The 25,191-nt window shown below is 62.8% G+C and carries 23 protein-coding genes and 2 tRNA genes; 10 read left to right on the top strand and 15 right to left on the bottom strand.

The annotated features are described in order from the left end of the window. Nucleotides 1–59: 59 nt before the first annotated feature. Together ACRCYW_RS21750 and ACRCYW_RS21745 are read left to right on the top strand one after the other, a co-directional pair. Nucleotides 60–136 (top strand) — tRNA-Met (locus tag ACRCYW_RS21750). Between the two features lie 8 nt (nucleotides 137–144). After that, nucleotides 145–227 (top strand) — tRNA-Leu (locus ACRCYW_RS21745). Nucleotides 228–427: 200 nt separating this feature from the next. On the opposite strand, the gene ACRCYW_RS21740 is transcribed toward ACRCYW_RS21745, so the two are convergent. After that, complete coding sequence (locus tag ACRCYW_RS21740) at nucleotides 428–2,260, bottom strand: SLC13 family permease (RefSeq protein ID WP_438552049.1); 1,833 nt, start codon at nucleotides 2,258–2,260, stop codon at nucleotides 428–430. 271 nt (nucleotides 2,261–2,531) lie between these two features. On the opposite strand from ACRCYW_RS21740, the gene pnuC reads away from it, so the two are divergent. The 7 genes from pnuC to nifJ all read left to right on the top strand — a co-directional run bounded on the left by pnuC (nucleotide 2,532) and on the right by nifJ (nucleotide 10,333). Next, nucleotides 2,532–3,254: a nicotinamide riboside transporter PnuC gene (gene pnuC, locus ACRCYW_RS21735; protein ID WP_438552048.1), complete on the top strand. Its 723-nt coding sequence runs from the start codon at nucleotides 2,532–2,534 to the stop codon at nucleotides 3,252–3,254. Beyond that, nucleotides 3,251–3,976, top strand: a complete 726-nt coding sequence (locus ACRCYW_RS21730; RefSeq protein ID WP_438552047.1) for a nucleoside phosphorylase — start codon at nucleotides 3,251–3,253, stop codon at nucleotides 3,974–3,976. Before pnuC ends, ACRCYW_RS21730 begins: the two co-directional genes overlap by 4 nt. A gap of 126 nt (nucleotides 3,977–4,102) precedes the next feature. After that, nucleotides 4,103–4,774: a Crp/Fnr family transcriptional regulator gene (locus ACRCYW_RS21725; protein WP_438552046.1), complete on the top strand. Its 672-nt coding sequence runs from the start codon at nucleotides 4,103–4,105 to the stop codon at nucleotides 4,772–4,774. Nucleotides 4,775–4,802: 28 nt separating this feature from the next. Beyond that, a complete protein-coding gene (gene yqfB, locus ACRCYW_RS21720; RefSeq protein WP_438552045.1) occupies nucleotides 4,803–5,123 on the top strand; it encodes a N(4)-acetylcytidine aminohydrolase in 321 nt (106 codons plus the stop codon). A 98-nt stretch (nucleotides 5,124–5,221) separates the two neighbouring features. Beyond that, nucleotides 5,222–6,139: an alpha/beta hydrolase gene (locus ACRCYW_RS21715; protein ID WP_438552044.1), complete on the top strand. Its 918-nt coding sequence runs from the start codon at nucleotides 5,222–5,224 to the stop codon at nucleotides 6,137–6,139. A 60-nt stretch (nucleotides 6,140–6,199) separates the two neighbouring features. Then, nucleotides 6,200–6,559 (top strand): DUF1622 domain-containing protein, encoded by a 360-nt coding sequence (locus ACRCYW_RS21710; RefSeq protein WP_438552043.1) that lies wholly within the window; start codon nucleotides 6,200–6,202, stop codon nucleotides 6,557–6,559. Between the two features lie 243 nt (nucleotides 6,560–6,802). Continuing rightward, complete coding sequence (nifJ, locus tag ACRCYW_RS21705) at nucleotides 6,803–10,333, top strand: pyruvate:ferredoxin (flavodoxin) oxidoreductase (protein WP_438552042.1); 3,531 nt, start codon at nucleotides 6,803–6,805, stop codon at nucleotides 10,331–10,333. 78 nt (nucleotides 10,334–10,411) lie between these two features. Here the strand turns inward: nifJ and ACRCYW_RS21700 are convergent, their stop codons facing one another. Then, on the bottom strand, nucleotides 10,412–11,776 hold the full coding sequence (locus ACRCYW_RS21700) for an MDR family MFS transporter (RefSeq protein ID WP_438552041.1): 1,365 nt from the start codon (nucleotides 11,774–11,776) through the stop codon (nucleotides 10,412–10,414). A gap of 176 nt (nucleotides 11,777–11,952) precedes the next feature. Between ACRCYW_RS21700 and ACRCYW_RS21695 the strand changes: the two genes are divergently transcribed. Next, nucleotides 11,953–12,549, top strand: coding sequence for an HAD family hydrolase (locus tag ACRCYW_RS21695; RefSeq protein ID WP_438552040.1), 597 nt, complete (start codon nucleotides 11,953–11,955; stop codon nucleotides 12,547–12,549). A gap of 61 nt (nucleotides 12,550–12,610) precedes the next feature. Here the strand turns inward: ACRCYW_RS21695 and ACRCYW_RS21690 are convergent, their stop codons facing one another. From ACRCYW_RS21690 to aroK, 13 genes are all read right to left on the bottom strand, one after another. Continuing rightward, the gene (locus tag ACRCYW_RS21690; RefSeq protein WP_438552039.1) at nucleotides 12,611–13,408 is read right to left on the bottom strand and encodes a DUF1338 domain-containing protein; all 798 of its coding nucleotides are present in this window, start codon (nucleotides 13,406–13,408) and stop codon (nucleotides 12,611–12,613) included. A 58-nt stretch (nucleotides 13,409–13,466) separates the two neighbouring features. After that, entirely contained in the window at nucleotides 13,467–14,933 is a 1,467-nt protein-coding gene (gene astD / locus ACRCYW_RS21685) for a succinylglutamate-semialdehyde dehydrogenase (RefSeq protein WP_438552038.1), read from the bottom strand. Between the two features lie 74 nt (nucleotides 14,934–15,007). Next, a complete protein-coding gene (gene astA, locus ACRCYW_RS21680; RefSeq protein WP_438552037.1) occupies nucleotides 15,008–16,027 on the bottom strand; it encodes an arginine N-succinyltransferase in 1,020 nt (339 codons plus the stop codon). A gap of 89 nt (nucleotides 16,028–16,116) precedes the next feature. After that, nucleotides 16,117–17,334: an aspartate aminotransferase family protein gene (locus ACRCYW_RS21675; RefSeq protein ID WP_438552036.1), complete on the bottom strand. Its 1,218-nt coding sequence runs from the start codon at nucleotides 17,332–17,334 to the stop codon at nucleotides 16,117–16,119. 278 nt (nucleotides 17,335–17,612) lie between these two features. Further along, nucleotides 17,613–18,194 (bottom strand): aminodeoxychorismate synthase component II, encoded by a 582-nt coding sequence (locus ACRCYW_RS21670; RefSeq protein ID WP_438552035.1) that lies wholly within the window; start codon nucleotides 18,192–18,194, stop codon nucleotides 17,613–17,615. A 21-nt stretch (nucleotides 18,195–18,215) separates the two neighbouring features. Beyond that, the gene (locus ACRCYW_RS21665; RefSeq protein ID WP_438552034.1) at nucleotides 18,216–18,431 is read right to left on the bottom strand and encodes a hypothetical protein; all 216 of its coding nucleotides are present in this window, start codon (nucleotides 18,429–18,431) and stop codon (nucleotides 18,216–18,218) included. Between the two features lie 122 nt (nucleotides 18,432–18,553). Then, nucleotides 18,554–19,558 carry a tryptophan--tRNA ligase gene (gene trpS, locus ACRCYW_RS21660; RefSeq protein ID WP_438552033.1) on the bottom strand — a complete coding sequence of 335 codons (1,005 nt, stop codon included), beginning with the start codon at nucleotides 19,556–19,558 and terminating at the stop codon, nucleotides 18,554–18,556. Nucleotides 19,559–19,577: 19 nt separating this feature from the next. After that, the gene (locus ACRCYW_RS21655) at nucleotides 19,578–20,240 is read right to left on the bottom strand and encodes a phosphoglycolate phosphatase (protein WP_438552032.1); all 663 of its coding nucleotides are present in this window, start codon (nucleotides 20,238–20,240) and stop codon (nucleotides 19,578–19,580) included. After that, on the bottom strand, nucleotides 20,230–20,901 hold the full coding sequence (gene rpe, locus ACRCYW_RS21650) for a ribulose-phosphate 3-epimerase (protein ID WP_438552031.1): 672 nt from the start codon (nucleotides 20,899–20,901) through the stop codon (nucleotides 20,230–20,232). Before rpe ends, ACRCYW_RS21655 begins: the two co-directional genes overlap by 11 nt. Before the next feature lie 203 nt (nucleotides 20,902–21,104). Then, nucleotides 21,105–21,977, bottom strand: a complete 873-nt coding sequence (locus ACRCYW_RS21645) for a Dam family site-specific DNA-(adenine-N6)-methyltransferase (RefSeq protein WP_438552030.1) — start codon at nucleotides 21,975–21,977, stop codon at nucleotides 21,105–21,107. A gap of 70 nt (nucleotides 21,978–22,047) precedes the next feature. Next, nucleotides 22,048–23,577 (bottom strand): SPOR domain-containing protein, encoded by a 1,530-nt coding sequence (locus ACRCYW_RS21640; RefSeq protein ID WP_438552029.1) that lies wholly within the window; start codon nucleotides 23,575–23,577, stop codon nucleotides 22,048–22,050. Beyond that, on the bottom strand, nucleotides 23,570–24,649 hold the full coding sequence (gene aroB, locus ACRCYW_RS21635) for a 3-dehydroquinate synthase (RefSeq protein ID WP_438552028.1): 1,080 nt from the start codon (nucleotides 24,647–24,649) through the stop codon (nucleotides 23,570–23,572). Before aroB ends, ACRCYW_RS21640 begins: the two co-directional genes overlap by 8 nt. Nucleotides 24,650–24,665: 16 nt before the next feature. Continuing rightward, a complete protein-coding gene (gene aroK, locus ACRCYW_RS21630) occupies nucleotides 24,666–25,184 on the bottom strand; it encodes a shikimate kinase AroK (RefSeq protein ID WP_349919028.1) in 519 nt (172 codons plus the stop codon). Nucleotides 25,185–25,191 lie beyond the last annotated feature (7 nt).

Here is a 25,191-nt window from a genome sequence, read left to right as displayed (position 1 = left end):
CGAATCCTAGTACCCCAGCCATTTTTCTGTTCTCTTCCACTCAGGTGGTCGATAACAACGGCTATGTAGCTCAGTTGGTTAGAGCATCGCACTCATAATGCGGGGGTCACAGGTTCGAATCCCGTCATAGCCACCATTAATTTTGCGGAAGTGGCGAAATTGGTAGACGCACCAGATTTAGGTTCTGGCGCTTAGGCGTGAGAGTTCGAGTCTCTCCTTCCGCACCATTGACAGCAGTACCAAACAGACCAGCTCAGGCTGGTTTTTTTGTATCCGTTTTTCAACAATCCCCCCGCCGTTCCTCTTCCTTATCTACTCACCCAATTCCTGTTGCCTCTCGTCGACGCATCGGCTGGATGCCCGTCCCCGCAATCAACCATGGGGCCATAAAAAGCGGCCCAGAGGCCGCTCGTGTCGTATTCCATCGTCAGAACGGGAAGAACCAGGGGATGGCGATGACGCTCACCACCATCACCAGCAGGGTGAAGGGCACCCCGATGCGGATGAAATCCACGAACTGGTAGTTGCCAGGCCCCAGCACGAGCGTATTCACCGGTGACGAGACCGGCGTCATGAAGGCCGCCGAGGCCGCGATGGCGATGGTCATGGCAAAGGGATAGGGGGAGACCCCCATCTGCTGGGCTGTGCCGAGCGCAATGGGCGCCATCAGCACGGCGGTGGCGGTATTGGAGATGAAGAGCCCGATGACGGCGCACAGCACGAACAGGCTGGCCAGCATCACGCGAGGCCCCATCTCCCCCACGGCGCTGATGAGGGCGCCGACGATGAGATCCACCCCGCCGGTCTTCTGCAGCGCCAGGGCGAAGGGCAGCATGCCGACGATCAACAGCAGGGTCGGCCAGTGGATGGACTTGTAGGCGCTCTCCATGTCGATGCAGCGGAACTTGCCCATCAACAGACAGGCGATGAGGGCCGCGATGACGTTGGGCACCGGATCCGTCACCATCAGGGCTATCATGACCCCGAGCGCGATCAGGGCGTGGATGGCCTGACTGCGGGCGGGTGCCATCTCATCCACCTCGGCGGGCAGGCCCAGCAGCAGGAAGTCTCGTACCCTGGCCTGCAGTTGGCGAATGAGGCTCCAGTTGCCCACCACCAGCAGGCTGTCCCCCATCTGCAGCGGCTCGTCCACCAGCTTGCCGGTGAGCGCCTCCCCGCTCCGGCGAATGCCCACCACGCTCAGGCCGAAATGGGTGCGAAACGCCACCTCGCGGATGCTCTTGCCGAGCAGACGGGATTCGGGGATGAGGGAGACCTCGGCCATGCCCACCTCCCGCGCCTGATCGGAGAAGTATTCGCCCCGCAGTATCATGGGTTCGAGCCGCGCCTCGCTGCAGAACTCGCGCACATCCACCTCGGGGTCTGACATGTCGATGAGCAGCACGTCCTTGGCCTGGAACTCGGTGACGCCGGAGACGGTCACCATCACCCGCCTGAACTTGCGCCAGCGCTCCAGCCCGATGACATTGGCGCCGTAGCGAGCCCGTAGTTGCAGCTCGTCCAGGGTCTGACCGATGAGGGGGGAGTCCGGGCGGATCGCCAGTCGGCGGGCGCGGCCCGCCAGCCGATAGTCGCGAATGAGATCGCGCATGGTGCTGCGCCCCGCCGGCTTGCCCTTACCCTCTTCCCCGCCCCGCACCAGACGGTTGCGCATCAGCAGCATGTAGAGCACCCCGAGCCCCAGGATCAGCACCCCCATGGGGGTGAAGCCGAAGAAGCCGAAGCCCTGGATGCCGTGGCGCATCAGCTCGCTGTTGACCACCATGTTGGGGGGGGTCGCCACCAGTGTCATCATGCCGCTGATGAGGCCGGCAAAGCCGAGCGGCATCATCAGCCGACCGGCCGGGATCCCCATGCGGTTCGCCACGCTCAGCACCACGGGGATGAAGATGGCCACCACCCCTGTGCTGCTCATCACGGCCCCCAGGGTGGCCACCGCCACCATCAGGAGCACCAGTAAACGGGTCTCGCTGCTGCCCGCCACCTTCACCAGGCCATCCCCCACCTGGTAGGCGATGCCGGTGCGCACCAGCCCCTCCCCCACCACGAACAGGGCGGCGATCAGGATGACGTTGGGATCGCTGAACCCCGCCAGAGCCTCCGGCAGGGTCAGGGTGCCGCTCAGCACGAACAGGATGACAATCCCCAGGGCCACCACGTCCATGCGCACCTTGTTGGTAATAAACAGATAGATGGCGCCCACCAGCATGCAGAGGACCCAGATCAGCTCGGAATTCACACTCGCTCCTTATGTTCAGCCCCACCCCGGTCTGCCAGGGTGGCTCCCATCAGACCACAGCCTGTGCGCCCCCATTTTGTGACATATCAATAAAGGGGCAGGGCATCATCGCATATCAGGGCGCCATCGGGGGCTCAAACTTGTGCTCTCCTCTCTGCGCATTCTTTGAGGTGACAAGCCCGGGGCCGGACAAAAGTCCTGCCGGCTCCCCCGCGCCGCCCCTAGAATAGGTCCGGTCCGAGCACCTTCCCAATTTTCAAAGGAAACGAAAATGAGCATATTCGAGTGGTTCAGCATCCATCACACCCTGGTGACCATTCCTCTTGGCGGCGGCTACGCCATGTCCTGGATTGAGGCCATCGGCACCCTGTTCGGGTTGGCCTGCATCTGGCTCGCCAGTCAGGAGAAGACCATCAACTACCTGTTCGGTCTCATCAACGTCAGCCTGTTTGCCATCATCTTCTTCCAGATCCAGCTCTACGGCCTGTTGCTGCTGCAGCTGTTCTTCTTCTGCGCCAACCTCTACGGCTGGTACGCCTGGAGCCGCCCCGCCAACGCCCAGGGGGAGAGCCTGCAGATCCGCTGGCTGAGCAAATCCAAGCTGCTGCTGACCGTGGTGGTGAGCGTCGTCGCCATCGCCCTGCTGACCCGCTACATAGATCCCGTGTTCGCCGTCCTGGCCCGCACCGCTGTCTCGCTGCTGAACCTGTTTGGCGCCAACCTCGCCATCCCCGAGCCCTCCCCCGACGCCTTCCCGTTCTGGGATGCCTGCATGACGGTGCTCTCCGTGGTGGCCCAGATCCTGATGACCCGCAAATACGTGGAGAACTGGATCCTCTGGGTGGTCATCAACCTCATCAGCATCGGCGTCTACGCCGCCCAGGGGGTCTATGCCATGTCCCTTGAGTACCTGATCCTGCTGTTCGTCGCCGCCAACGGCACCCGCCTCTGGATGCTGGCCGCCAAGCGTTCCCGACAAGGAGCGGTCGCATGAGCCTGCTGCCCCACCTGCAATGCTCCCCGGATCAGATAGCCCCGCAGGTCATACTGTGCGGCGATCCGGCCAGGGTCGATCGCATCGCCGGCCAGCTCGAGGGCAGCGTCTTGCTCGGCCAGAACCGGGAGTTTCGCCTCATCAACGGCCGCCATCAGGGCCTGCCCATCACCGTCTGCAGCACAGGCATCGGCGGGGCCTCCGCCGTCATAGCGCTGGAGGAGCTGGTACAGGCCGGCGCTCGAACCCTGATCCGGGTCGGCTCCGCCGGTGCCCTGCAGCCTGAGATGGCGTTGGGGGATCTGATCGTGGTGGAGGGGGCGGTGCGCAGCGAGGGGGCCTCCTTGGCCTATCTGCCCCCCGAGTACCCCGCCTGCGCCGACATCCGCCTGCAGGTCGCCCTGCTCGAACAGATCGCCGCCAGCGGCCACCCCCACTGGCACGGACTGGTGCGATCCCACGACAGCTTCTACCGGGATGACGAGCTGGCGGTGTGCCGCTACTGGCATGAACGCGGGGTGCTGGGGGCGGACATGGAGACCGCCTCCCTGCTCACGGTCGGGCGCCTTCGCAGGGTGCGGGTCGCCGCCGTGCTCTGCAACGTGGTGGCGTTCGGGCAGGATGTGCAGCAGGGTGTGTGCGACTACGCCAGCAGCGAAGCCGCCATGATGGCGGGCGAGCGACTGGCCATCGCCGCCGCCCTCCACGCCCTGGTGCAATAGGCCCCGTCGGGGCCAACTCAGGGCCCCTGCAAAACGTTAAGCCCGGCACATTCGGGGGCGACAGCGCTGGCATCCGCCCCGCCCTCTTGCTAGCCTCATGGCCCTCGTCAATCCGGGCCGCTTCTCATGCAGCAACAACCCTACCCCCTCGGCCGCTTTCACGCCGAGCTTGTCGCACTCGAGCCGCGCTTTGCCACGGCGCTGGCGGCGTGTACCCTGTTTCTGCGCCGCTACCTGCCGGGGGAAGCCATCATGCGCCAGGGAGAGCGGTGCGAGCACCTCTACCTGGTGGAGCGGGGCCGGGTCTCCCTCAACAGCGCCGTCCATTCCGGGCGCCTGTTCCAGCTCGGCGAGATTGAGTGCCGGCACCAGATCTTCGGAGAGATGGAGTTCTTCAGCGCCACCCCGGTGCAGTGGAGCGTGGTGGCCGAGACGGAATTGGATGCCAGCGTCATTTGTGCCCACAAGCTGGCTCAACGGCTGCTGGCCGAGCCCGAGCTGACCCTGTTCTTCGCCACGGCGCTGGCCAGCGACTATCTGGATACCCTGGACATCACCACCAGCCGTCTGCTGCACCCCATCGCCTACAACATCGCCTATGAGTTGTGGCGCGAGCGCCAGCGTACCCCCATGCTGGGTTCCCGCAAGCGGGCCCACGAGGCGGCGCGCTTCGGCACCACTGAGCGGGTCTATCGCCGCGCCCTCAAGGAGCTGATAGAACAAGGCATCGTCGGTGAGGGCAGCGACGGCCCCGTCATCGCCGATCTCGCCAAGCTGCGCGCCTACCTCGCGCTCTAATCCCCCTTAACCTTTTTCAGGAGCCAATATGTCCGCCCATCCCTACCCCGAGTTCACCTTCTTCAGCCGCTTCGTCGATGACATCCAGGCGGGCCGCAAGACCATCACCATCCGCGACGAGAGCGAGGCCCAATGGCAGCCTGGCCAGCGCCTCTCCCTCTTCACCAACCCGGAGCACCAACCCTTCGGCGCCATCGAGGTGCTGACGGTGCGGCCTGTAGCCTTCGATGCCCTGAACGACGAGCACGCCCGCCAGGAGAACATGACGCTCGCCGAGCTCAAACAGGTGATCCGGGACATCTACCCCGAGCTGCCGCCGCTCTATGTGATTGAATTCAGGCTGATCTAGCCTCTAATCTGTGAGCGCACTCACGGCGGGTCTCTTGTCATGGACGGCCAGAGGCGCATAATCACTGTTTTTATATACAGTTATTGTGGAGTGCCCCCATGCAAACCTCTCTCGAACCCGCCATCGCCGAGATAGTCGACGGTTTTATCGCCGCCGGCCGCCCCAAAGCCAGTGAGCTGAGCTGGCAAGCGAGACGCCAAGGCTATCTCGCCTCGGCTCCGCTCGGCGGCGAGCGGGAGCAGGTCGGGGCCATAGAGGAGTGGCACGATCCCCACTATGCCGTACGTCTCTATCGTCCGGCCAAGGCGCAGACTGCCCACCCTGCCCTTATCTACTTTCACGGCGGCTGCTTCGTAAGCGGGGATTTCGAGACTCACGATCGCCAGCTGCGCATGCTGTGCAACCGCGCCAATGCCCTGGTATTCGCGGTGCACACCCGCCTCGCCCCCGAGCATGTCTACCCGGCCGCCCACGACGACGCCCTGGCGGCGACCCTGGCCATCATGGCCCGTCTCGCCGAGTGGGGCGGACACAGCGAGCGCCTGATGCTGGCCGGTGACAGCGCCGGCGGTCATCTGGCCCTGGTCACGGCGCTGCGCCTCAAGGCCATGCAGGCGCCACAGCCTGCGGCGCTGTGCCTCCTCTATCCCATGCTGGACGCCAGCGGTGCGAGCGACAGCTATCGCACCTATGGCGAGGATTACCTCATCACCGCCGACATGCTGCTGAGCGGCTATCGCACCTATCTGGGAGGCTTTCCCATCACTCACCCCGAGGCCAGCCCGCTTCATCATCCAGATCTTGCAGATCTGCCCCCCACCCATATCCTCACCGCCGAATGCGATCCCCTGCGCGATGAGGGGGAGTCCCTCTATCACGCCCTGCTTGCTGCAGGAGTCGAGGCGAGCTGCCAGCGCCAGCTCGGCGTCATCCACGGCTTCTTCCAGCTCGCCAAGATAAGCCCGGCGGCGCGCCAGGCCATAAACCAGGTGGCGACCTGGCTGCGCCGCCTCTGAGTTGGCCTTGCCCGGCGGTTGTGCTAATAGTGTCTCCTTTGAATCGATAAGGAGTTCAAGGTGCTTGAGATAACCGGTTTGCGAGAAGCCATGATGCACGGGGTCGAGCTGTTCCAGCTGCTGCTGGAGCTTATCTCCATCGCCTGCGTGGTGATTGGCCTTGGCAAGACGCTCTGGCTGGCGGCGCGGGTGCGGGATCACGCCCCCGGCTTTCCCCGCATCCGGCTCTGTTTCGGCAGCTGGCTCATCCTGGCGCTGGAGTTCCAGCTCGCCGCCGACATCCTCGCGACCACGGTATCGCCGAGCAAGGAGGAGCTGATCCAGCTCGCCATCATCGCGGTGATCCGCACCTTCCTGAACTACTTCCTCGGCAAGGAGCTGGATGCCCAGACCGAGCGCCAGCAGGAAAAACAGGCATAAGCCAAGGCCGCAGCCCTGCGGTTTATTCTATGGGCTGCGATATGGGAACACAGCCAGCCCCAAGTCGTTCAATGATAAATAAATGACAGTAACCGATTGAAAATAAATGAGTAAATAATCGGGACCGTGCTGATTATTTATCCCGTTTGATGCAGATCACCCCCCCTCTTACTATGTTTGTGACCTATCCATGGTCGGCTGCTCGTGGCCGGCCCCGACACTGGCATAGCAAGTGGACAATGCATGATCACCACAGACGGTAATAACGCGGTCGCCTCAGTGGCCTACCGCACCAGCGAAGTCATCGCCATCTACCCCATCACCCCTAGCTCCAGCATGGCTGAACAGGCGTCGGCCTGGTCGAGCGATCGCGGGAAGAATCTGTGGGGCGACGTGCCTCGCGTGGTGGAGATGCAGTCGGAGGGCGGTGCCATCGCTGCCGTCCACGGCGCCCTGCAGACGGGCGCGCTGGCGACCTCCTTTACCTCGTCCCAGGGCCTGTTGCTGATGATCCCCAACCTCTACAAGTTGGCGGGTCAGCTCATCCCCTTCGTGTTGCACGTGGCGGCGCGCACAGTCGCGACCCACGCCCTGTCGATTTTCGGCGATCACTCGGACGTGATGGCGGTGCGCCAGACCGGCTGCGCCATGCTCTGCGCCAGCAACGTGCAGGAGGCCCAGGACTTCGCCCTGATCGCCCAGGTGGCCAGCCTCAACAGCCGGCTGCCCTTTATCCACTTCTTCGACGGCTTTCGCACCTCCCACGAGATAGCCAAGATAGTGCCGCTGGCGGACGACACCCTGCGCGCCCTGCTGCCGGAGGCGGCCATCCGTGCCCACCGCGAGCGTGCCCTGAGCCCGGATCACCCCGTCGTGCGCGGCACAGCCGCCAACCCGGACACCTATTTCCAGTGCCGGGAGGCCACCAATCCTTGGTATGACGATGCCTACCGTCACGTGAGCGAGGCGATGGACGCCTTCGGCGAACAGACCGGCCGCCACTACCAGCCGTTCGAATACCGGGGTCATCCAGAGGCCGAGCGGGTACTGGTGCTGATGGGCTCAGCCATCGGCACCTGTGAGGAGGTGATAGCGCGGCTGATCGAGCAAGGGGAGAAGGTGGGACTGGTGAAGGTGCGCCTCTACCGCCCCTTCAGGGCCGAACATCTGCTGGCGGTCATTCCCGAGAGCGCCCGCAAGATCGCGGTGCTGGATCGCACCAAGGAGCCGGGCGCCCAGGCAGAGCCCCTCTATCTGGACGTGATGAGCGCGCTGGCCGAGGCGGTCAGTCGGGGCGAGCGTGGCAGCCTGCCGCGGGTCATCGGCGGTCGCTATGGCCTCTCCTCCAAGGAGTTCAACCCGGCCTGCGTGCAGGCCATCTTCGATGAGCTGGCGCTGGATAGCCCAAGGCCGCGCTTCACCGTCGGCATCTTCGACGACGTCACCGGCCTCTCCCTGCCGTTGCCCACTCTCGATTATCCGAGCCAGAGCAAGTTGGAGGCCCTGTTCTACGGCCTTGGCAGCGATGGCACCGTCTCGGCGGCCAAGAACAGCATCAAGATCCTCGGCAACCACACCCCGCTCTATCCCCAGGGCTATTTCGTCTACGACTCCAAGAAGGCGGGGGGCCTCACCGTCTCCCACCTGAGAGTCGGCGAGCGGCCGCTGCAATCGGCCTACCTGGTGGACGAGGCGGACTTCATCGGCTGCCACCAGTGGCAGTTCATCGACATGTACCAGATGGCGGAGCGGCTGAGGCCTAACGGCATCTTCCTGCTCAACAGCCCCTACGACGCCGATCAGATCTGGCAACGGCTGCCCCAAGAGGTACAGCAGACACTGCGCGAGAAGCACGCCCGCCTCTATAGCATCAACGCCGCCAGGATTGCCCGGGAATGCCAGCTCGGCAGCCGCATCAACACCGTGATGCAGATGGCCTTCTTCCAGCTGACCGCCATCATACCGCCGGCAGAAGCCACCGACTTGCTCAAGCAGGCCATCGCCAAGAGCTATGGCAACAAGAGCAGCGAACTGGTCGAGCGCAACTGGCAGGCCCTGGCCGCCACCTGCGAGGCACTGATCCCAGTGCCGCTGCAAGAACTCGATCCAAGTAGCCACCAGCGCCCCCCCGTGGTGTCGGCCAAGGCCCCCGACTTCGTCCAGACAGTCACCGCTGCCATGCTGGCGGGGCTCGGCGACAGCCTGCCGGTCTCCGCCTTCCCGCCGGACGGCACCTGGCCTGTGGGCACCACCCGCTGGGAGAAGCGCAACATCGCCAAGGAGGTGCCCATCTGGCAGGCGGATCTCTGCACCCAGTGCAACTATTGCGTGGCCGCCTGCCCGCACTCGGCCATCCGCGCCAAGGTGGTGGACAAGGATTCGCTCGAGGGTGCCCCCGCGACCCTGGACGCCCTGGATGTAAAGGCCCGCGACATGCGCGGCCAGCAATATGTGTTGCAGGTGGCGCCTGAGGATTGCACCGGCTGCAACCTTTGCGTCGAGGTGTGCCCGGCCAAGGATCGCACCGATCCGAGCCGCAAGGCGATCAACATGGAATCGCGGCTCGACCACCTCGAGGCCCAGAAGGCGAACTACGACTTCTTCCTCGGTTTGCCGGAGCGCACCGCCGAGCAGCTGGAGCGCATCGATATTCGCACCTCCCAGCTCATCTCGCCCCTGTTCGAATACTCGGGCGCCTGCTCGGGCTGTGGCGAGACCCCCTACATCAAGCTGCTGACCCAGCTCTATGGGGACAGGCTGCTGATTGCCAACGCCACCGGTTGCTCGTCGATTTATGGCGGCAACCTGCCCACCACCCCCTACACCACCAACGCCGAGGGCCGTGGCCCGGCCTGGGCGAACTCCTTGTTCGAGGACAACGCCGAGTTTGGCTTGGGATTCAGGCTCACCGTGGATCAGCATCGCGATCGGGTACGCCGCCTGATGACAAGCCTGGGGGATGTCGTTCCGGCCGAGTTGCAGCAAGCGCTGCAAGATGCCAGCCTGCCGGTCTCCGAGCAACGGGCCCATATCCAGCAGCTGCGCAGCCTGCTGCAGGGGCGCAGCGAGCCGGGCGCGGCTGAGCTCGCGCGGGATGCGGATCACCTGGTGGACAAGTCGGTCTGGCTCATCGGCGGTGATGGCTGGGCCTATGACATCGGCTTCGGCGGGCTCGACCACGTGCTGAGCCTGGGGGAGAACATCAACGTGCTGGTGCTCGACACCCAGTGCTACTCCAACACCGGCGGCCAGCAGTCCAAGGCGACGCCGCTCGGCGCCATCACCAAGTTTGGCGAGCAGGGCAAGCGCAAGGGGCGCAAGGATCTCGGTGCCAACGTCATGATGTACGGTCACGTCTATGTGGCGCAGATCTCCCTCGGCGCCCAGATGAATCAGACGGTGAAGGCCATTCAGGAGGCGGAAGCCTATCCGGGGCCGTCCCTCATCATCGCCTACAGCCCCTGCGAGGAGCACGGCTACGATCTGGCCCAGAGCCACGAGCAGATGAAGCAGCTCACCGCCACCGGCTTCTGGCCGCTCTACCGCTACGATCCGCGCCGCAGCGAGGAGGGCAAGGCGCCGCTGGCGCTGGACTCGAGGGCGCCGACGGCTTCCCTCGCCGAGACCCTGCAGCAGGAGCCCCGCTTCAAGCGCCTCGAGCGTCAGTTGCCGGAAATCGCCACCCAGCTCTACCGGGAGGCGGAGCTGGATGCCAGCCGCCGCTTCGCCTGGCTGAGTCAGCTCGCCGGCAAGGAGGCGCCAGCCCAAGAGTAAGCGGCTTGACGGTCGACCACAGCCAATAAAAAAGAGGGCTCCCCATGGGGAGCCCTCTTGCTATCTGGGATACCGCCATCAGGCCGGCTTGCTGGCCAGCTCGTGGCGCTTCAAGGCCAGCAGGGTGATGAGCAGGGCAGCGCTGGCGATCAGCGCCATGCCGACATAGGTGGCGCCGAAACCGGGGGCCAGCTCGGCCGGGCTCAGGCTCGCCAGGTTGTGACTGCTGCCCGCAGGCAGGGCGGAGTGGAACAGCATGGCACAGATGGCGACACCGACCGCGCCACCCAGCTCACGGCCGAAGTTGAACAGGGACATGCCGATGCCGCGATCCTCTCGTGGCAGCGCATTCTGCACCACCACGGAGAGGGCCGGCAGCACCAGCCCGAGGCCAAGCCCTGCGAGCCCCAGCCCCAGGTTGGCCCAGAGATCGAAGTGAATTTGCCACAGTGCCAGCGCCGCCAGGGCAAAGCCCGTCACCACGAAGCGCCGGTAGTGACCGGTGCGGCCGATCAGCTTGCCGCCGACGAAGGCCCCCGCCGTGATGCAGACCATGAAGATCACCATGTAGAGCCCGCTCTCGCTCGCCCCCATCCCCTTCTGCCACTGCATCTGCAGCGGCAGATAGACCAGCACGGCGAACATCAGCAGCTGGGAGGCCAGCGCCAGCAGCACGCTCACCAGATAGCCGGGCAGCCGCACCAGGTGGGCCGGCAGTATGGGGTCATGGGCGCGCCGCTCCACCAGGATCAGCAGCAACAGGGCCAGCGCCAGCCCGGCGGCCAGCCAGATAGCGGGCAGGCTGGTTTCCGGCGAGAGCAGCAGCAGGGTGAGGGTGGTGACTGTGATGAGCAGCCCTGCCCCCTTCCAGTCGAAGCGGCTGTGGCGCCGCACATTGAGGTGGCCGAGGTTCCGATTCACCAGCCAGAGCGCGAGCGCCCCGAGCGGCAGGTTGATCCAGAAGATCCAGCGCCAGCTCAGCTGCTCGCTGAAGTAACCGCCGAGCAGGGGCCCGGCGATGCTGGAGACCGCATACACAGCCGAGATGTAGCCCTGATACTTGCCCACCTCCCGCGGCGGTATGCTGTCGGCGATCACGGTGAAGGCCAGGGCGATGAGGCCCCCGCCCCCCAACCCTTGCAACACCCGGGCCCCTAGCAGGGTCGGCAGATCCTGGGCCAGGGCGCAGGCCACGGATCCCGCCAGAAACAGGCCTATGCCGATGTTGAGCATCCGCACCCGGCCAAACAGATCGCTCAGCTTGCCGTAGACGGGCAGGGCGGCGGTGGCGGCCAGCAGGTAGGCGGTGACCACCCAGGTGAGGGCGGCGCCGGCGTTCAGCTCGGCCCCTATGATGGGCAAGGGGGTCGTGACTATGCTCTTTTCCAGTGATCCCAGGGCGATCACCAGGGCCACACTCGCGAAGATGGTTTTGGGGGACATGTCGGGGGCTCGCTCATATAAAATGCCGAAAACGGCACAGCAGGGCTCATTATTGTCTCATAAATCATCAGCCGATGGCGAAAACCACTGACTCTGCCGACAGACATGACCCGAGTCGCGGCATCCCGCCGGCAAATCTGATAGGGTGGGTGCTTCGCCCAAGAGGAGTCAGTCCCATGACCGAGCAGTACCGCTTTGCGCAATACGACGCCCTGATCTTCGATATGGATGGCACCCTGGTGGACTCCATGCCATTGCACCTGGATGCCTGGGAGATCACCAGCGCCGAGTTTGGCCTGCCGTTCGATCGGGCTGAACTCAATGAATATGGCGGCATCCCCACCCGCAAGATTGTGGCCATTTTGGCCGAGCAGCATGGGCTGAACATCGACGTCGAGGCCTTCGCCCGCCGCAAGATTGCGCTCTATCTGGAGCAGATCGACAAGGCCCGGGTCTTCCCCCAGATGTGGGAGCTGGTCAAGGCGTATCACGGCAAGGTGCCAATGGGCATAGGCACAGGCTCGCCGCGCAATCAGGCGGAGCAGATCCTCAAGAGCACGGGTCTGGACGCCTACATCTCTGTGGTGGTGAGTGCCGACGACGTCGACAACCACAAGCCCCATCCCGACACCTTCCTGAGAGTCGCCGAGCTGCTGGGGGCCAATCCCGCCAACTGCCTGGTGTTTGAAGACACCCGGATCGGCATCCAGGCCGGCAAGGCCGCCGGCATGGCGACCCTGCTGGCCACCGAGGGTGAGCTGCAACCCGCCTGACCTCGGTTCTTAGCCATAAAAAACGCCCCTTTCGGGGCGTTTTTTTCAATATGGACTGCGACTACATGGCGTTGGTGGATTCGAAAATCTTGTCCGCCGAGGCCTCGACGAAGCCCGGGTAGAGCACGCCGTCGGCCTGCGGGTAGCGCAGGGCGAATTCGTAGAAGCAGCTCGGGATGGTACGCACACCGTCGGTGAAGGCCACGTCCGCCTTGTCCGCCATGGTGGAGGACTGCTCCAACATCACCTGGGGATCCCCCTTCACCTCGCCGCCCACGCCGTTCAGCACGAAGCCCGCCGCTTTCAGGGCCGCATTCACCTGCTGGATGGTGTCGAAGTCCGCCAGACGGTTGATGTTGACCGTGAAGTGGTTGGCACGATAGCCCCAGGCCGCCATCCAGGCCGCGTACTCGCTCTCCGCCAGCAGGGTCTGGTAATCGGTCCAGGAGACCTGCCAGGGAGCGCCGGCATAGAGGAAGGCCTGGGTATCGGTCAGGTGATCCGGCACCTGGGCCACCAGCTTGTGGATGATGGCCTGAGCGGTCTCGGAAAGCTCTTCCACCTTCAGCTCGCTGATGAACACCTTGGGGGCGTCCTGATCCGCGTGTTCGAAGTGCTTGGCGTAGAGCTTCTTGGCCTTGAACACATACTCACCCTTTTCTTCATACCCCAGGGCGCGGAAGTGGGCCGCCAGCTTCTCCAGCCCGAGTTTGGGCAGGTTGTAGGTCCGAAACGCCACGTGATCGTTGATGATGGGGGCGCCGCCTCCCAGCAGTTGGTGAACCTTGTGGGCACTGGGGGTGACTTGAATGTAGTTGTCCCACAGATGGCCAAACAGGGTCTCGATATCCTTTTGCATCTCTCTTTCCTTTGATTGCGGGTACAGACAAGGGCACCCTGGGATGCCCCTTTGATTGTTAGAAGGTCAGGCCCGGGGAGAGCTGATCTGGCATGGCGGCCTTGCTGTCCTCTACCGAGGCGACCGGGTACGCACAGTAGTCTGCGGCGTAGTAGGCGCTCGCCCTGTGGTTGCCGGAGGCACCTATGCCGCCGAACGGCGCGGCACTGGAGGCGCCTGTGATGGGCTTGTTCCAGTTGACGATACCGGCGCGGATGCGCTTGAAGAAGTGCTGCCAGTCCGCCTCGCTGTCGCCGAGCAGGCCGGCCGACAGGCCGAAGCTGGTGGCGTTGCCTTGATCGATGGCGGCGTCGAAGTCGTCATAGCGAATGAGCTGCAGCAGGGGGCCGAAGTACTCTTCATCGGGCAGTGCGCTCACGGCGGTCACATCTATGATGCCCGGGGAGACGAAGCCGGTACCCGCTTCCAGATGCTTGAGGGCGAGCAGGCTCTCGCCGCCGAGGCGCTGCAGGTTCGCCTGCGCCTCTACCATGCCGAGCGCCGCACGTTCGCTGATCATGGCCCCCATGAAGGGTTGCTCGGCAGCGTCGTAATGGCCGACCTTGATCTGAGCGACTACCTCCACCAGGCGCTTGACCAGGGCATCGCCCTTGACGCCACGCTCCACGAACAGGCGGCGCGAGCAGGTGCAGCGCTGACCCGAGGTGATAAAGGCGGATTGCACTATCGCGTGCACGGCGCCGTCGATGTCGCTCACGTCCTTGACGATGAGCGGGTTGTTGCCGCCCATCTCCAGCGCCAGGATCTTGCCAGGCTGACCGGCGAACTGCTGATGCAGGAAGTGACCGGTGCGGGACGATCCGGTGAAGAAGAGGCCGTCGATGTCCGGATTGCCGGCCAGCGCCTTGCCGGTCTCCACTTCGCCCTGCACCAGGTTCAGCACCCCCTTGGGCAAGCCGGCGTCGATCCAGATCTTGAGCATGGCTTCGGCCACCATGGGAGTCAGCTCGGAGGGCTTGAACACCACGGTATTGCCGGCGATCAGCGCCGGCACTATGTGACCGTTGGGCAGATGGCCCGGGAAGTTGTAGGGGCCGAACACGGCGACCACGCCGTGGGGCTTGTGACGCACGAACGCCTTGGCGCCCGGCATGGGGTTCTCGACTGTGCCGGTGCGCTCATCATGGGCGCGGATGGAGATGGCAATCTTGCCCTGCATGGCGGCGACCTCGGTGCGGGTCTCCCACAAGGGCTTACCGGTCTCCCGGGCTATGGTCAGGGCCAGGGCTTCCTTGTGCTCACCCAGCAGATCGGCGTAGCGACGTACGATGGCCAGACGATCATCCAGGTTCAAATCAGACCAATGGTAGAAGGCGCTGCGGGCGGCCTTGACGGCGGCCTCCACCTGGGCGGCACTCGCCGCCTCCCCACGCCAGATCACGGCATTCTTGGCCGGGTCTTTTGACTCGAATGCCTTGCCTTCACCGGCAAGCCACTGACCATCGATAAGCTGAACTAAAGACATAACGGATTCACTCCCTGTGGTTCGCAGGCAGCCTCGGCTGCCTGCTGCATATGCTGTGACATAAAACAGGCCAATTATTCCAGGTCGACGATGCGCACCATGTCGCCATTCTCCACCTTGAGGGCGGCCGCCATCTTGGGTGGGATGATGGCTTCGTGCTTGTCCAGATCGACCCGGATGTTGCCGTAACAGGCGCGATACTGCTCGAAGCGGGTGTTGCAGATGAGATAGGTGCGGCCACCGATGGGCTCACCCACCAGCACCGCCAGCTTCTGGCTGCGGCGCACGCTGCGGATGTGCTTCACGTCGCACTCGACCGTGGGGCCCGCATCGAAGATGTCGACGTAACCGCGATTCACGAAACCCTCGTCCTGCAGCATCTTGATGGCCGGGCGGGTCTTCTCGTGGGTCTGACCGATGACGGCGCGCGCCTCGTTGCTCAGCAGGTTGACGTAGATGGGGTACTTGGGCATCAGCTCGGCGATGAAACGCTTCTTGCCGATGCCGGTGAGATAGTCGACGGTGGGAAAGTCCATCGAGAAGAAATGCTTCTGCAGCCACTCGTAGAAGGGGCTGTGACCGTTGGCATCGGAGACGCCGCGCATCTCGGCAAACACGGTCTCGTCAAACAATTCCGGGTGCTCGGCCATAAACAGGAAACGGTGCTTGGAGAGCAGCCGGCCGTTGAGCCCCTCGCGGGCGCATTCGCGCAGAAACAGGGTGCAGAGCTCGGAGTTGCCCGTGTAGTCGTTGGAGAGGGTGAGGGTCTCCACCACGTTGTAGATGCCGAGCTTGGGGGAAGAGTGCACCACCTTGCCGATGTGATAGTTGTAAAACGGCTGGGACAGGCCGACGGCCGCATCGATGGCGCAGGTGCCGACCATCTCGCCGGTCTCCAGATCCTCGGCCACGAAGAAGTAGAGGCAGTCTCCCTTGCCGGCAGGCTTGTCGAGGAAGGTCTGGGTCGAGGCATCGATCTTGCGTTGCAGCAGCTCGTCGTTCACCGGCAATGAAGTCATGCCGGTGCCGGATTCGATGGCACAGGTTTTGAGGCCGGCGAAGTCGCGCTGCTCGATAGGACGGATAACCAACATAAATGACAACTCCCTTTCATTGACGACAGGTGGGGTCCCGGCTCCTGCCGGGAGGATTCCCCACCTCAACTAGGCTCAGGCAATCTGGATCAGGCGTTGACCACCTGAGCGACCGCTTTCTCGAACCGAGCCAGACCTTCTTTGATATCCGCTTCCGGGATCACCAGGGAGGGAGCGAAACGCACCACGTTGGTGCCCGCCACCAGGGCCATCAGGCCCTGGTCGATGGAGGCCAGCAGGAAGTCGCGGGAACGGCCCTTGAAGTCGTCGTTCAGCACGGCGCCGAGCAGCAGGCCCTGACCACGCACTTCGCTGAAGCAGTGGTACTTGGCGTTGATGGCCTCGAGACCGTCGCGGAACAGCTGCTCGCGCCGCCTGATGCCGCTCAGTACTTCCGGGGTGTTGATCACGTCCAGCACGGCTTCCGCCACGGCACAAGCCAGCGGGTTGCCGCCGTAGGTGGAGCCGTGAGTGCCCACTTTCAGGTGAGCCGCGATCTCGCTGGTGGTCAGCATGGCACCGATGGGGAAACCACCGCCAAGCGCCTTGGCGCTGGTGAGGATGTCCGGGGTAACGCCCAGACCCATGTAGGCGTACAGATCGCCGGTGCGGCCGACGCCGGATTGCACTTCGTCATAGATAAGCAGTGCGTTGTGCTTGTCACACAGCTCGCGCACGCCCTTGGCAAACTCGTCGGTGGGACGAATGATGCCACCCTCCCCTTGCAGCGGCTCCATCACCACGGCGCAGGTGTTGTCGGAGATGGCGGCAGCCAGCTCTTCCAGGTTGTTGTAGGTGACATGGGTGATGTCGGCGGGTTTCGGGCCGAAACCATCGGAGTAGGCAGCCTGACCGCCGACGCTGACGGTGAAGAAGGTGCGACCGTGGAAGCCCTGATGGAAGGCGATGATCTGGGTCTTGTGGGCACCGAACTTATCGATGGCGTAGCGACGAGCCAGCTTCAAGGCGGCCTCGTTCGCTTCAGCGCCCGAGTTGCAGAAGTAGACCTTCTCGGCGAAGGTGGCAGCGACCAGCTTCTTGGCCAGGCGCAGGGCCGGCTCGTTGGTCATCACGTTGGAGAGGTGCCACAGCTTCTCACCCTGGGTTTTCAGGGCCTCGACCAGCTTGGGATGGCAATGACCGAGGCCATTGACCGCGATCCCGCCCGCGAAGTCCACATACTCGCGGCCTTCCTGGTCCCAGACACGTGAACCCTCGCCGCGCACCGGAATGATCTTGGCGGGGGCATAGTTCGGTACCATCACTTCATCAAACACTTCACGTGTCACTGCCAACAACTCTGACATCTTGCTCTCCTTCTAACTGGCAGCAGAATAATCCACCACCCAAAAGTTAAATCCGTGTAAACGTGGCGGAATTATCACAGAAAAAAAGTAAAAAGTCTGCAACATCCCGGCCTATGAGGAACAATATTCGATTGCCCGTGAGATTTTAGGCAACCGCATTGCATAACGGCTCAGGGGGTGTTGGCAAGAGATAATTTGGGCAGGGAGGGAGGTGAATAAAGTGTCAGGAAAAAATTTTTTTGCCCCATCGCGATTCTGGGACTAGCGTCACGATTTTTTCAGGAAGAGGCCAAAAAATTGGCCAATAACTGGTGGCCCTGCTCGCTGAGGATGCTCTCCGGGTGGAACTGTACTCCCTCCAGCGCCAGTGTTTTATGTCGCAGGCCCATGATCTCGTCGACGCTGCCATCGCCGTGCTCGCTCCAGGCGGTCACCTCGAAACAGTCGGGCAAGGTCTCGTGCTCCACCACCAGCGAATGGTAGCGGGTGACCCGCAGCGGATCCTTCAGTCCCTTGAATACCCCCTGCCCCTTGTGACGAATGAGGGAGGTCTTGCCGTGCATCACCCGGCGCGCGCGCACCACATGGGCGCCGAAGGCCTGAGCGAGGGACTGGTGGCCGAGGCAGACACCCAGGATGGGGACCTGGCCGGCGAAGCGGCTGATGGCGGCCAGGGAGATCCCCGCCTCGTTGGGCGTGCAGGGACCGGGGGAGATCACCAGATGGCGGGGGGCGAGCCGGGCAATCTCCTCCAGGCTCAGCTCATCGTTGCGCTTCACCAACACCTCCTGCCCCAGGGTGCCGAAGTATTGCACCAGGTTCCAGGTGAAGGAGTCGTAGTTATCGATCAACAACAGCATGGGATTATCGGCGGCAGGCGATCAGCGATCCAGCAGGCGGCCCTGCTCCAGTTCACGCTCGCGCTGGCACTCCGCCAGATAGATGGCGGCTGCGATGGCGGGAGTCTTGTAATGCTTGTCGATGGCGTTGGAGACCATCAGTTGCAGGGTGTTGAGGTTCTTGGCCTTGCGAAACTTGCGCAGCCAGTGGCCCTTGTCACTCAGCTCTTCAATCACGGAATTTGATTCGACGGACATGCTTTCTCTTGGGGCAAAAACCCGCGTTGGCAATGGGAAGGTGAAGGCTCGAATACCGAGTCGGTAAAACAAAGAAAGCCAGGCAAATACCCAGCTCTCTTCAACTACACCTTCCCAGTATGTCAGGCTCGAGGAACGAAGCCGACTACATCATATACATTGATCAGCGTTTTTTCAGCCCTTTCCCGCGCTTTTTGTGCCCCGGCGGCCAGAATTTTCATCAGATGAGTCTCATCCTGACGCAACTCACGGAAGCGAGCCTGGATGGGCTCCAACAAGGCGACAACGGCCTCGGCGGTCTCGGTCTTGAGGTGACCGTACATCTTGCCCTCGAAGTGCTGCTCGAGCTCGGGGATGGAGCGGCCGGTTACCCCGGACATCAGGGTCAGCAGATTGGAGACCCCAGGCTTGTTTTCCGGATCGAAACGCACCACGGCCGGCTCGTCGGAGTCGGTCATCGCCCGCTTGATCTTCTTGACGATCTGCTTGGGATCTTCCAGCAGGCCGATGAAGTTGGCCTCGTTGTCGTCGGACTTGGACATCTTCTTGGTCGGATCCTGCAGGCTCATCACCCGGGCACCGTCGGTGGGGATGAAGGGCTCGGGCAGGGTGAACACCTCGCCATACAGGTTGTTGAAACGGGTGCAGATGTCGCGGGTCAGCTCCAGATGCTGCTTCTGGTCGTTTCCGACCGGCACCTGATTGGCTTGGTACAGCAGGATGTCGGCAGCCATCAGCACCGGGTAGCCGAACAGACCGACGTTGACGTTGTTCTCGAAGCGGGCGGACTTGTCCTTGAACTGGGTCATGCGCGACAGCTCGCCCATCTGGGTGTAGCAGTTCAGGATCCAGCCGAGCTCCGCGTGCTGCGGCACGTGGGACTGGATGAAGACGGTGCTCTTGGCGGGATCGATCCCCACCGCCAGATAGAGGGCCGCGGCATCCAGGCAGGCCTTGCGCAGGGCAGCCGGATCCTGGCGGGTGGTGATGGCGTGCAGATCGACGATGCAGTAGAGGCAATCGAAGTCATCCTGCATGTTGACCCACTGACGCAGGGCCCCCATGTAGTTGCCTATGGTCAGCTGGCCGGAGGGCTGGGCCCCGCTCAATACGATTGGTTTGGTCATGAAATGTGGATCCTTGTTATTAGGCCAGCAGGGCATCGAGTTCGGCAAACTGCTCGCATACCCAATCCGGATGGGAATCCGCGATGGGGCGGCCATAGTTGTAGCCGTAAGTGAGCCCCGCCACCTTCATGCCGGCGGCCTGGGCGGCCAGCACGTCGTTCTCGGAATCCCCCACCATCAGGGTGCGGGACGGGGCTATGCCCAGCTCATGGCAGGCGTGCAGCAGGGGGGCCGGGCTAGGTTTCTTCTCGGGGACGCAGTTGCCCCCCAGCCAGAGCGCGAAACAGTCGCCGATGCCGAGGGCATCCAGGATGGGCTGCACGAAGTGACTCGGCTTGTTGGTCACCACGGCCTGCTGATAACCGAGTCGCTGCAGGCGGCGCAGGCTCTGCTCCACCCCTTCATACATGGCCAGCCCTTCCAGCAGACAGGCGCGATAGTGGGCATCGAACAGGGGGCGCGCCTTGGCAAAGAGATCCGGTGCCCCGCGGTAATCCAGTGCACGCTGGATCAGCTTGTCGGCGCCGTTGCCGACCCAGGTCCGCACAACGGCCTCATCGGCCTCGGCCAGACCAAGCTCAGCCAGGGTGCGGTTGACCGCCAGGGCCAGCTGGGAGGCGCTGTCGATCAGGGTGCCGTCCAGATCGAACAGCACCAGGTCGAAGGGACGTTCAACGGACATGAGCCAGCTCCGCACGCATCTGGTCGATCACCGCCTTGTAGTCTGGCTTGCCGAAGATGGCGGAACCGGCCACGAACATGTCGGCACCGGCCGCGGCGATCTCGCGGATGTTCTCCACCTTGACGCCACCGTCGATCTCGAGGCGAATGTCGCGGCCGCTCTCGTCGATCAGGCGACGCACCTGACGCAGCTTGGCCAGGGTGCCCGGGATGAAGCTCTGGCCACCGAAGCCCGGGTTGACCGACATCAGCAGGATCACGTCCAGCTTGTCCATCACGTATTCCAGGCAGGAGAGCGGCGTGGCCGGGTTCAGCACCAGACCGGCCTGGCAACCCTGCTCCTTGATGAGCCCCAGGGTGCGGTCCACATGATCGGACGCTTCCGGGTGGAAGGTGATCAGATTGGCACCCGCCTTGGCGAAATCGGGCACGATGCGGTCCACCGGCTTGACCATGAGGTGCACGTCGATGAGCGCCTCGATACCGTAATCACGCAGCGCCTGGCAGACCATGGGGCCTATGGTCAGGTTCGGGACATAGTGGTTGTCCATCACGTCGAAATGCACCACGTCGGCCCCGGCGGCCAGCACCTTGGCAACATCCTCACCCAGACGGGCGAAGTCGGCGGAGAGGATAGAGGGAGCAATCAGAAAATCTTTCATCAGCGTCATCCATTGGCAGCTAGGCAGAAAAAACGGCGTAATTTTACCGCAAATGTCCGATGAAAACGACCCGCAAGCGCGGCAGAAGCGGGTGACTCGCTTTATCGCGTCGATCCGATGAAAACCGTCAACAGGAGGAGAGAAATGCAGGCAAGTATCGCTCGCCCAAAATGATGGCGGCACCCGAAGGTGCCGCCAGCAGACTAGCCGAGCTCGGCCAATACGGCGTCGCTTGGATAATAACCCTGCTCGGGCTCGATGCCGGGCGGATAGAGCGCCAGCAGCTCAGCGACCTTGTTGCGGCCACCGCCGTTGCGGCTGATGGTGCGCTTGACCAGGATCTCGTCCAGCCGGGCGCCACGATACAGCTCCCGCGTCAGCTCGATGTCGTGGTTGCTGATGAGCACGGGCACCCTCTTGTGGGCGGCGGTGTGACGTGCAAGACGCGCCAGCAGCGCCTGATCGTCCAGGGTGAAACCACCGGCCGAGTAGGTGGTGAAACTCGCCGTGGTGGAGAGCGGCGCATAGGGGGGATCGCAGTAGATGACCCAGTCGGACTCCGCCCTCGCCATGGCGTCGGCATAGCTCTCGCAGATGAAGGTGGCTTTCTGCGCCTTCTCCGCGAAGGCCCACAGCTCTTTCTCCGGGAAATAGGGCTTCTTGTAGGAACCGAAGGGAACGTTGAAGCCCCCCTTCTTGTTGTAACGGCACAGGCCGTTGAAACCATGGCGATTCAGAAACAGGAACAGCTGGGCCCGCTCAAAACCGGCCTCGGTCTGGTTGAACTGGCTGCGCAGGCGGTAATAGGCGGTCTTGTGGTTGTGCTCGGCCACGAACAGCTTGCGGGCCTCGCCGATGAAGTTGTCCGGCCGCTGCTTGAGATGATTGTACAGGCCGATCAGATCCGGATTGATGTCGTTGAGCACATAGGCATCGTAATCCGTGTTGAGAAAGACCGAGCCCGCCCCGACGAAGGGCTCCAGCAACACACGCCCGGCCGGCAACCGCTCGGCAATCTCTTCGACCAGGGAGTATTTTCCCCCGGCCCATTTTAAAAACGCGCGTGTTTTTTTCATGGAAATCCGGTGTTAAGAAGGCAACGCCCAAAAAAGGGGGGAGATTCTACCCCCTTCACGGGCAGCATGGCTATTGCTTCAGCTCTTTTTGTATCTGGGCAAACGACTTGGGCCAGGGTTGACCCTTCAGCAGCGCCGGCGACAACTTGCGGATCGCCGTCTTGGCCTGGGCACTGTTGGCATAGTCACCCTGTATCACCACATACCAGGGGCTCCCACGGAAACGGGTCTTGTAGACCCAGACCTTGCCCGCCAAGGTATGCTCGGCCACAAAGCTGTCGACCGCCTGGGTATTGCTCGCCCCCATCAGCTGGATGCTGTAGTGATTCTTCGGTTTCTTGTTGAGGGTCGCGACCGGCGTCAAGGCCACCTTGGGCGCCATCAGGGCGGCGGGTTCGGCAGCCTGCTTGGGCACAGCCGTACCTTGGGTCTTCTGCACAGAAGGCTGGGTAGAGGGCGTCGCCTTCTGGGTCGCTGCCGCCTGGGAGCTCACGCCGGTTAGCTCGTTCACTACCTCGGTGGGCAGGGCGCCGCTGACGTTGGGCTGCGTCATCAGCTTCTCGACCACCTCGTCGGAGATGACCACACGGCGCCCCTCGTAGTTGGTCGATTCCGTGGTGACCGTCTCGCTCTCGACCTTCTTGGGCAGGGTCTTGGCATCCGCCTGCCAGTCGCGCGCCACCTGGCTGCCATTCGTCTCGGCCGAGCCGCTGGCTTGCGCCCCGCTCGCCGCGTTTGCCGTGAGAGGATCGCTCCCTATCGGGGACGGCAGCGCCTCCTCTTGGGGCTGAACCCTGGCCTCTTCCTTGCCCATCTCATCGAACATGGGCAGATAGCTCAGTCCCAGCAGACCGGCCACGACCAGGGCCAGTACGATAGCAATCTTCTTGACGGGCAACTCGGCCTGACGTTTCTTGGGCCTTCTGTCGGTCATGATATCCTCCAGTGACTGCATGATGGCGGACGGATGTCCATGTGCGCCATTCAGGATCTCCTCTACCTTGGGCTTGGGCAAGAGGGCTGTCGGGATCTTGAGCTCTTTGGCCTTCTCATACAAGAAGATACGTTGCTCCGGTGGGCTCAGTGGCGCGACCTCCAGCTCGAGAGCCGGCATGGCCCGCCCCTTGAGTCCCCCCTTCTGGGTGCGACACCAGGCGTCACTACCGGAGACCGTGATCGCCAGCTTGTGGGGGCTTGCCAGGGTATCGTTGTGACGACAGAGCGCCCACAGCTCCCCCACCAGATCCGCAGGCAGTTCATCGGCCCGCTCGATGAGCAGCAGCAGACTCGCTGGCTTGCCATCCAGCATGCGGAAGAAGCTATCGGCCAGGGCATCCTGCGGGTTGAACAGGGGCCTCGCCACCACCTGCTGGAGCAAGAGCTGGCGCACGTCCGCCATCTTCATGGCGGCGCTGCCGATAAGGCTCACCACCCGCACCGTGTCGGGCAGGCCGTTCAGCAGACTTTCACACAGGGTGCCACGACCACTGCCGGGTTTGCCGGAGAGAAAGATGAAGGGGTGATTGAATTCAATCAGGTGCAGCAGCCGGTCGACCAGCTGCCGCTGGGAAGGAAGTTTTAGCAGTTTGCTGTTAGTCACGACCAGACTCGATTACCGCCATCAATTGGGCATCAGTCACATCACCGACGACCTGGGCATGCCCGATACCGACCGGCAACACCAGTCGCAGCTTGCCTTGAAGCACCTTCTTGTCGCGGCGCATGTGGCGGATGAAGGCGTCGAAATCCATCTCGGGGGGAGCCTGTACGGGCAAGTCAGCCGCCAGCAGCAGGGCACGGATCCGCGCCACCTCCTGCTCGGTCAGATCGCCGCGAGCCAGGGCAGTGTCCGCCGCCAGCATGATGCCGGCCGCAACCGCCTCGCCATGCAACCAGTTGCCATAGCCTTTTTCGGCTTCGATGGCATGGCCGAAGGTGTGGCCCAGGTTCAGCAGGGCACGCACCCCGTGTTCGGTCTCATCCTCGGCCACCACCTCCGCCTTGATCTCGCAGCAACGGCGGATGGCATAGGAGAGGGCGTCCGTGTCAAGGCTCTGCAGGCGCCCCATGTTGGTTTCGAGCCAGGAGAAGAACTCGGCATCCCAGATGATGCCGTACTTGATCACCTCCGCCATGCCAGCGGCAAATTCGCGGGCGGGCAGAGTCTGGAGGCAGTCGGTATCGATGATCACATGCCTGGGCTGATAGAAGGCGCCCACCATGTTCTTGCCGAGGGGATGATTGACGGCGGTCTTGCCGCCGACGGAGGAGTCAACCTGGGAGAGCAGCGTGGTAGGCACTTGAATGAACGGAATGCCACGTTGATAGCTTGCCGCAGCGAAGCCGACAACGTCACCTATCACGCCGCCCCCCAGAGCGATGAGGGTGGTATCACGACCATGGTTGGTCTCAAGCAGAGCAGACATGATCTGCTCAAAGGTCGCCAGGGTCTTGTAGGCTTCGCCATCCGGCAGGATCAGGTGTTCAACCTGAAAACCGGAGAGCAATTGAATGACCCGTTCAAGATACAAGGGGGCGACGATGGTGTTGGTCACTATCATGACCCGCTTGCCCTTGATCGTCTCTGCCAACACCTTGGGGCGTTGCAACAGACCCGCAGCTATCTCAATCGGGTAGCTGCGCTCACCCAGTTCGACCTTCAACCTTTCCATGGACGTCCTCTATCGATTACATGCCGATCAACTTAACGATTTGATTGGCAACAACTTTTGCACTCTGCTCATCGGTGTGGATGACAAAGTCCGCGACTTCTTCATACAGGGCGTTGCGCTCGAGGGCCAGACGCTCCAGCACTTCACGGGGCGGCTCTTCGGTTTGCAACAGGGGACGACGCTTGTCTCTCTGAGTGCGTGCCAGCTGCTTCTCAATGGTGGTTTCGAGGTAGACGACGATGCCACGGGCGGAAAGCTTGTTGCGCGTCTCGCGGCTCTTGATGGCACCGCCACCCGTTGCCAGCACGATGCCCTGCTGCTCGGCGAGTTCGCCGATCACCTTCTCTTCGCGGATCCGGAAACCCTCTTCGCCTTCAACATCGAACACCCAGCCGATATCGGCACCACTGCGGCGCTCAATCTCATGATCCGAGTCGAAAAACTCCATGTGCAGTTGTTCTGCCAGATGTCTACCTATGGTGCTCTTGCCCGCACCCATGGGACCTATCAGGAAAATATTGCGTTTCTCAGCCATGTCTTTT

It is taken from the genome of Aeromonas sp. (genome assembly GCF_051657805.1).
Classification (GTDB): Bacteria; Pseudomonadota; Gammaproteobacteria; order Enterobacterales; family Aeromonadaceae; genus Aeromonas.
Note: the sequence above shows the minus strand (reverse complement) of the source record. Positions and strands in the feature narration are given on the sequence as shown.

What these genes read in the sequence shown, in the direction of transcription:
- yqfB (WP_438552045.1), top strand. Translation starts at nt 4,803, where the DNA reads ATGTCCGCCCATCCCTACCCCGAGTTCACCTTCTTCAGCCGCTTCGTC.
- ACRCYW_RS21695 (WP_438552040.1), top strand. Translation starts at nt 11,953, where the DNA reads ATGACCGAGCAGTACCGCTTTGCGCAATACGACGCCCTGATCTTCGAT.
- aroK (WP_349919028.1), bottom strand. Translation starts at nt 25,184, where the DNA reads ATGGCTGAGAAACGCAATATTTTCCTGATAGGTCCCATGGGTGCGGGC.
- astD (WP_438552038.1), bottom strand. Translation starts at nt 14,933, where the DNA reads ATGTCTTTAGTTCAGCTTATCGATGGTCAGTGGCTTGCCGGTGAAGGC.
- ACRCYW_RS21700 (WP_438552041.1), bottom strand. Translation starts at nt 11,776, where the DNA reads ATGTCCCCCAAAACCATCTTCGCGAGTGTGGCCCTGGTGATCGCCCTG.
- pnuC (WP_438552048.1), top strand. Translation starts at nt 2,532, where the DNA reads ATGAGCATATTCGAGTGGTTCAGCATCCATCACACCCTGGTGACCATT.
- ACRCYW_RS21655 (WP_438552032.1), bottom strand. Translation starts at nt 20,240, where the DNA reads ATGTCCGTTGAACGTCCCTTCGACCTGGTGCTGTTCGATCTGGACGGC.
- ACRCYW_RS21670 (WP_438552035.1), bottom strand. Translation starts at nt 18,194, where the DNA reads ATGCTGTTGTTGATCGATAACTACGACTCCTTCACCTGGAACCTGGTG.
- ACRCYW_RS21690 (WP_438552039.1), bottom strand. Translation starts at nt 13,408, where the DNA reads ATGCAAAAGGATATCGAGACCCTGTTTGGCCATCTGTGGGACAACTAC.
- ACRCYW_RS21675 (WP_438552036.1), bottom strand. Translation starts at nt 17,334, where the DNA reads ATGTCAGAGTTGTTGGCAGTGACACGTGAAGTGTTTGATGAAGTGATG.
- rpe (WP_438552031.1), bottom strand. Translation starts at nt 20,901, where the DNA reads ATGAAAGATTTTCTGATTGCTCCCTCTATCCTCTCCGCCGACTTCGCC.
- trpS (WP_438552033.1), bottom strand. Translation starts at nt 19,558, where the DNA reads ATGACCAAACCAATCGTATTGAGCGGGGCCCAGCCCTCCGGCCAGCTG.
- ACRCYW_RS21645 (WP_438552030.1), bottom strand. Translation starts at nt 21,977, where the DNA reads ATGAAAAAAACACGCGCGTTTTTAAAATGGGCCGGGGGAAAATACTCC.
- ACRCYW_RS21730 (WP_438552047.1), top strand. Translation starts at nt 3,251, where the DNA reads ATGAGCCTGCTGCCCCACCTGCAATGCTCCCCGGATCAGATAGCCCCG.
- astA (WP_438552037.1), bottom strand. Translation starts at nt 16,027, where the DNA reads ATGTTGGTTATCCGTCCTATCGAGCAGCGCGACTTCGCCGGCCTCAAA.
- ACRCYW_RS21725 (WP_438552046.1), top strand. Translation starts at nt 4,103, where the DNA reads ATGCAGCAACAACCCTACCCCCTCGGCCGCTTTCACGCCGAGCTTGTC.
- ACRCYW_RS21715 (WP_438552044.1), top strand. Translation starts at nt 5,222, where the DNA reads ATGCAAACCTCTCTCGAACCCGCCATCGCCGAGATAGTCGACGGTTTT.
- nifJ (WP_438552042.1), top strand. Translation starts at nt 6,803, where the DNA reads ATGATCACCACAGACGGTAATAACGCGGTCGCCTCAGTGGCCTACCGC.
- ACRCYW_RS21665 (WP_438552034.1), bottom strand. Translation starts at nt 18,431, where the DNA reads ATGTCCGTCGAATCAAATTCCGTGATTGAAGAGCTGAGTGACAAGGGC.
- aroB (WP_438552028.1), bottom strand. Translation starts at nt 24,649, where the DNA reads ATGGAAAGGTTGAAGGTCGAACTGGGTGAGCGCAGCTACCCGATTGAG.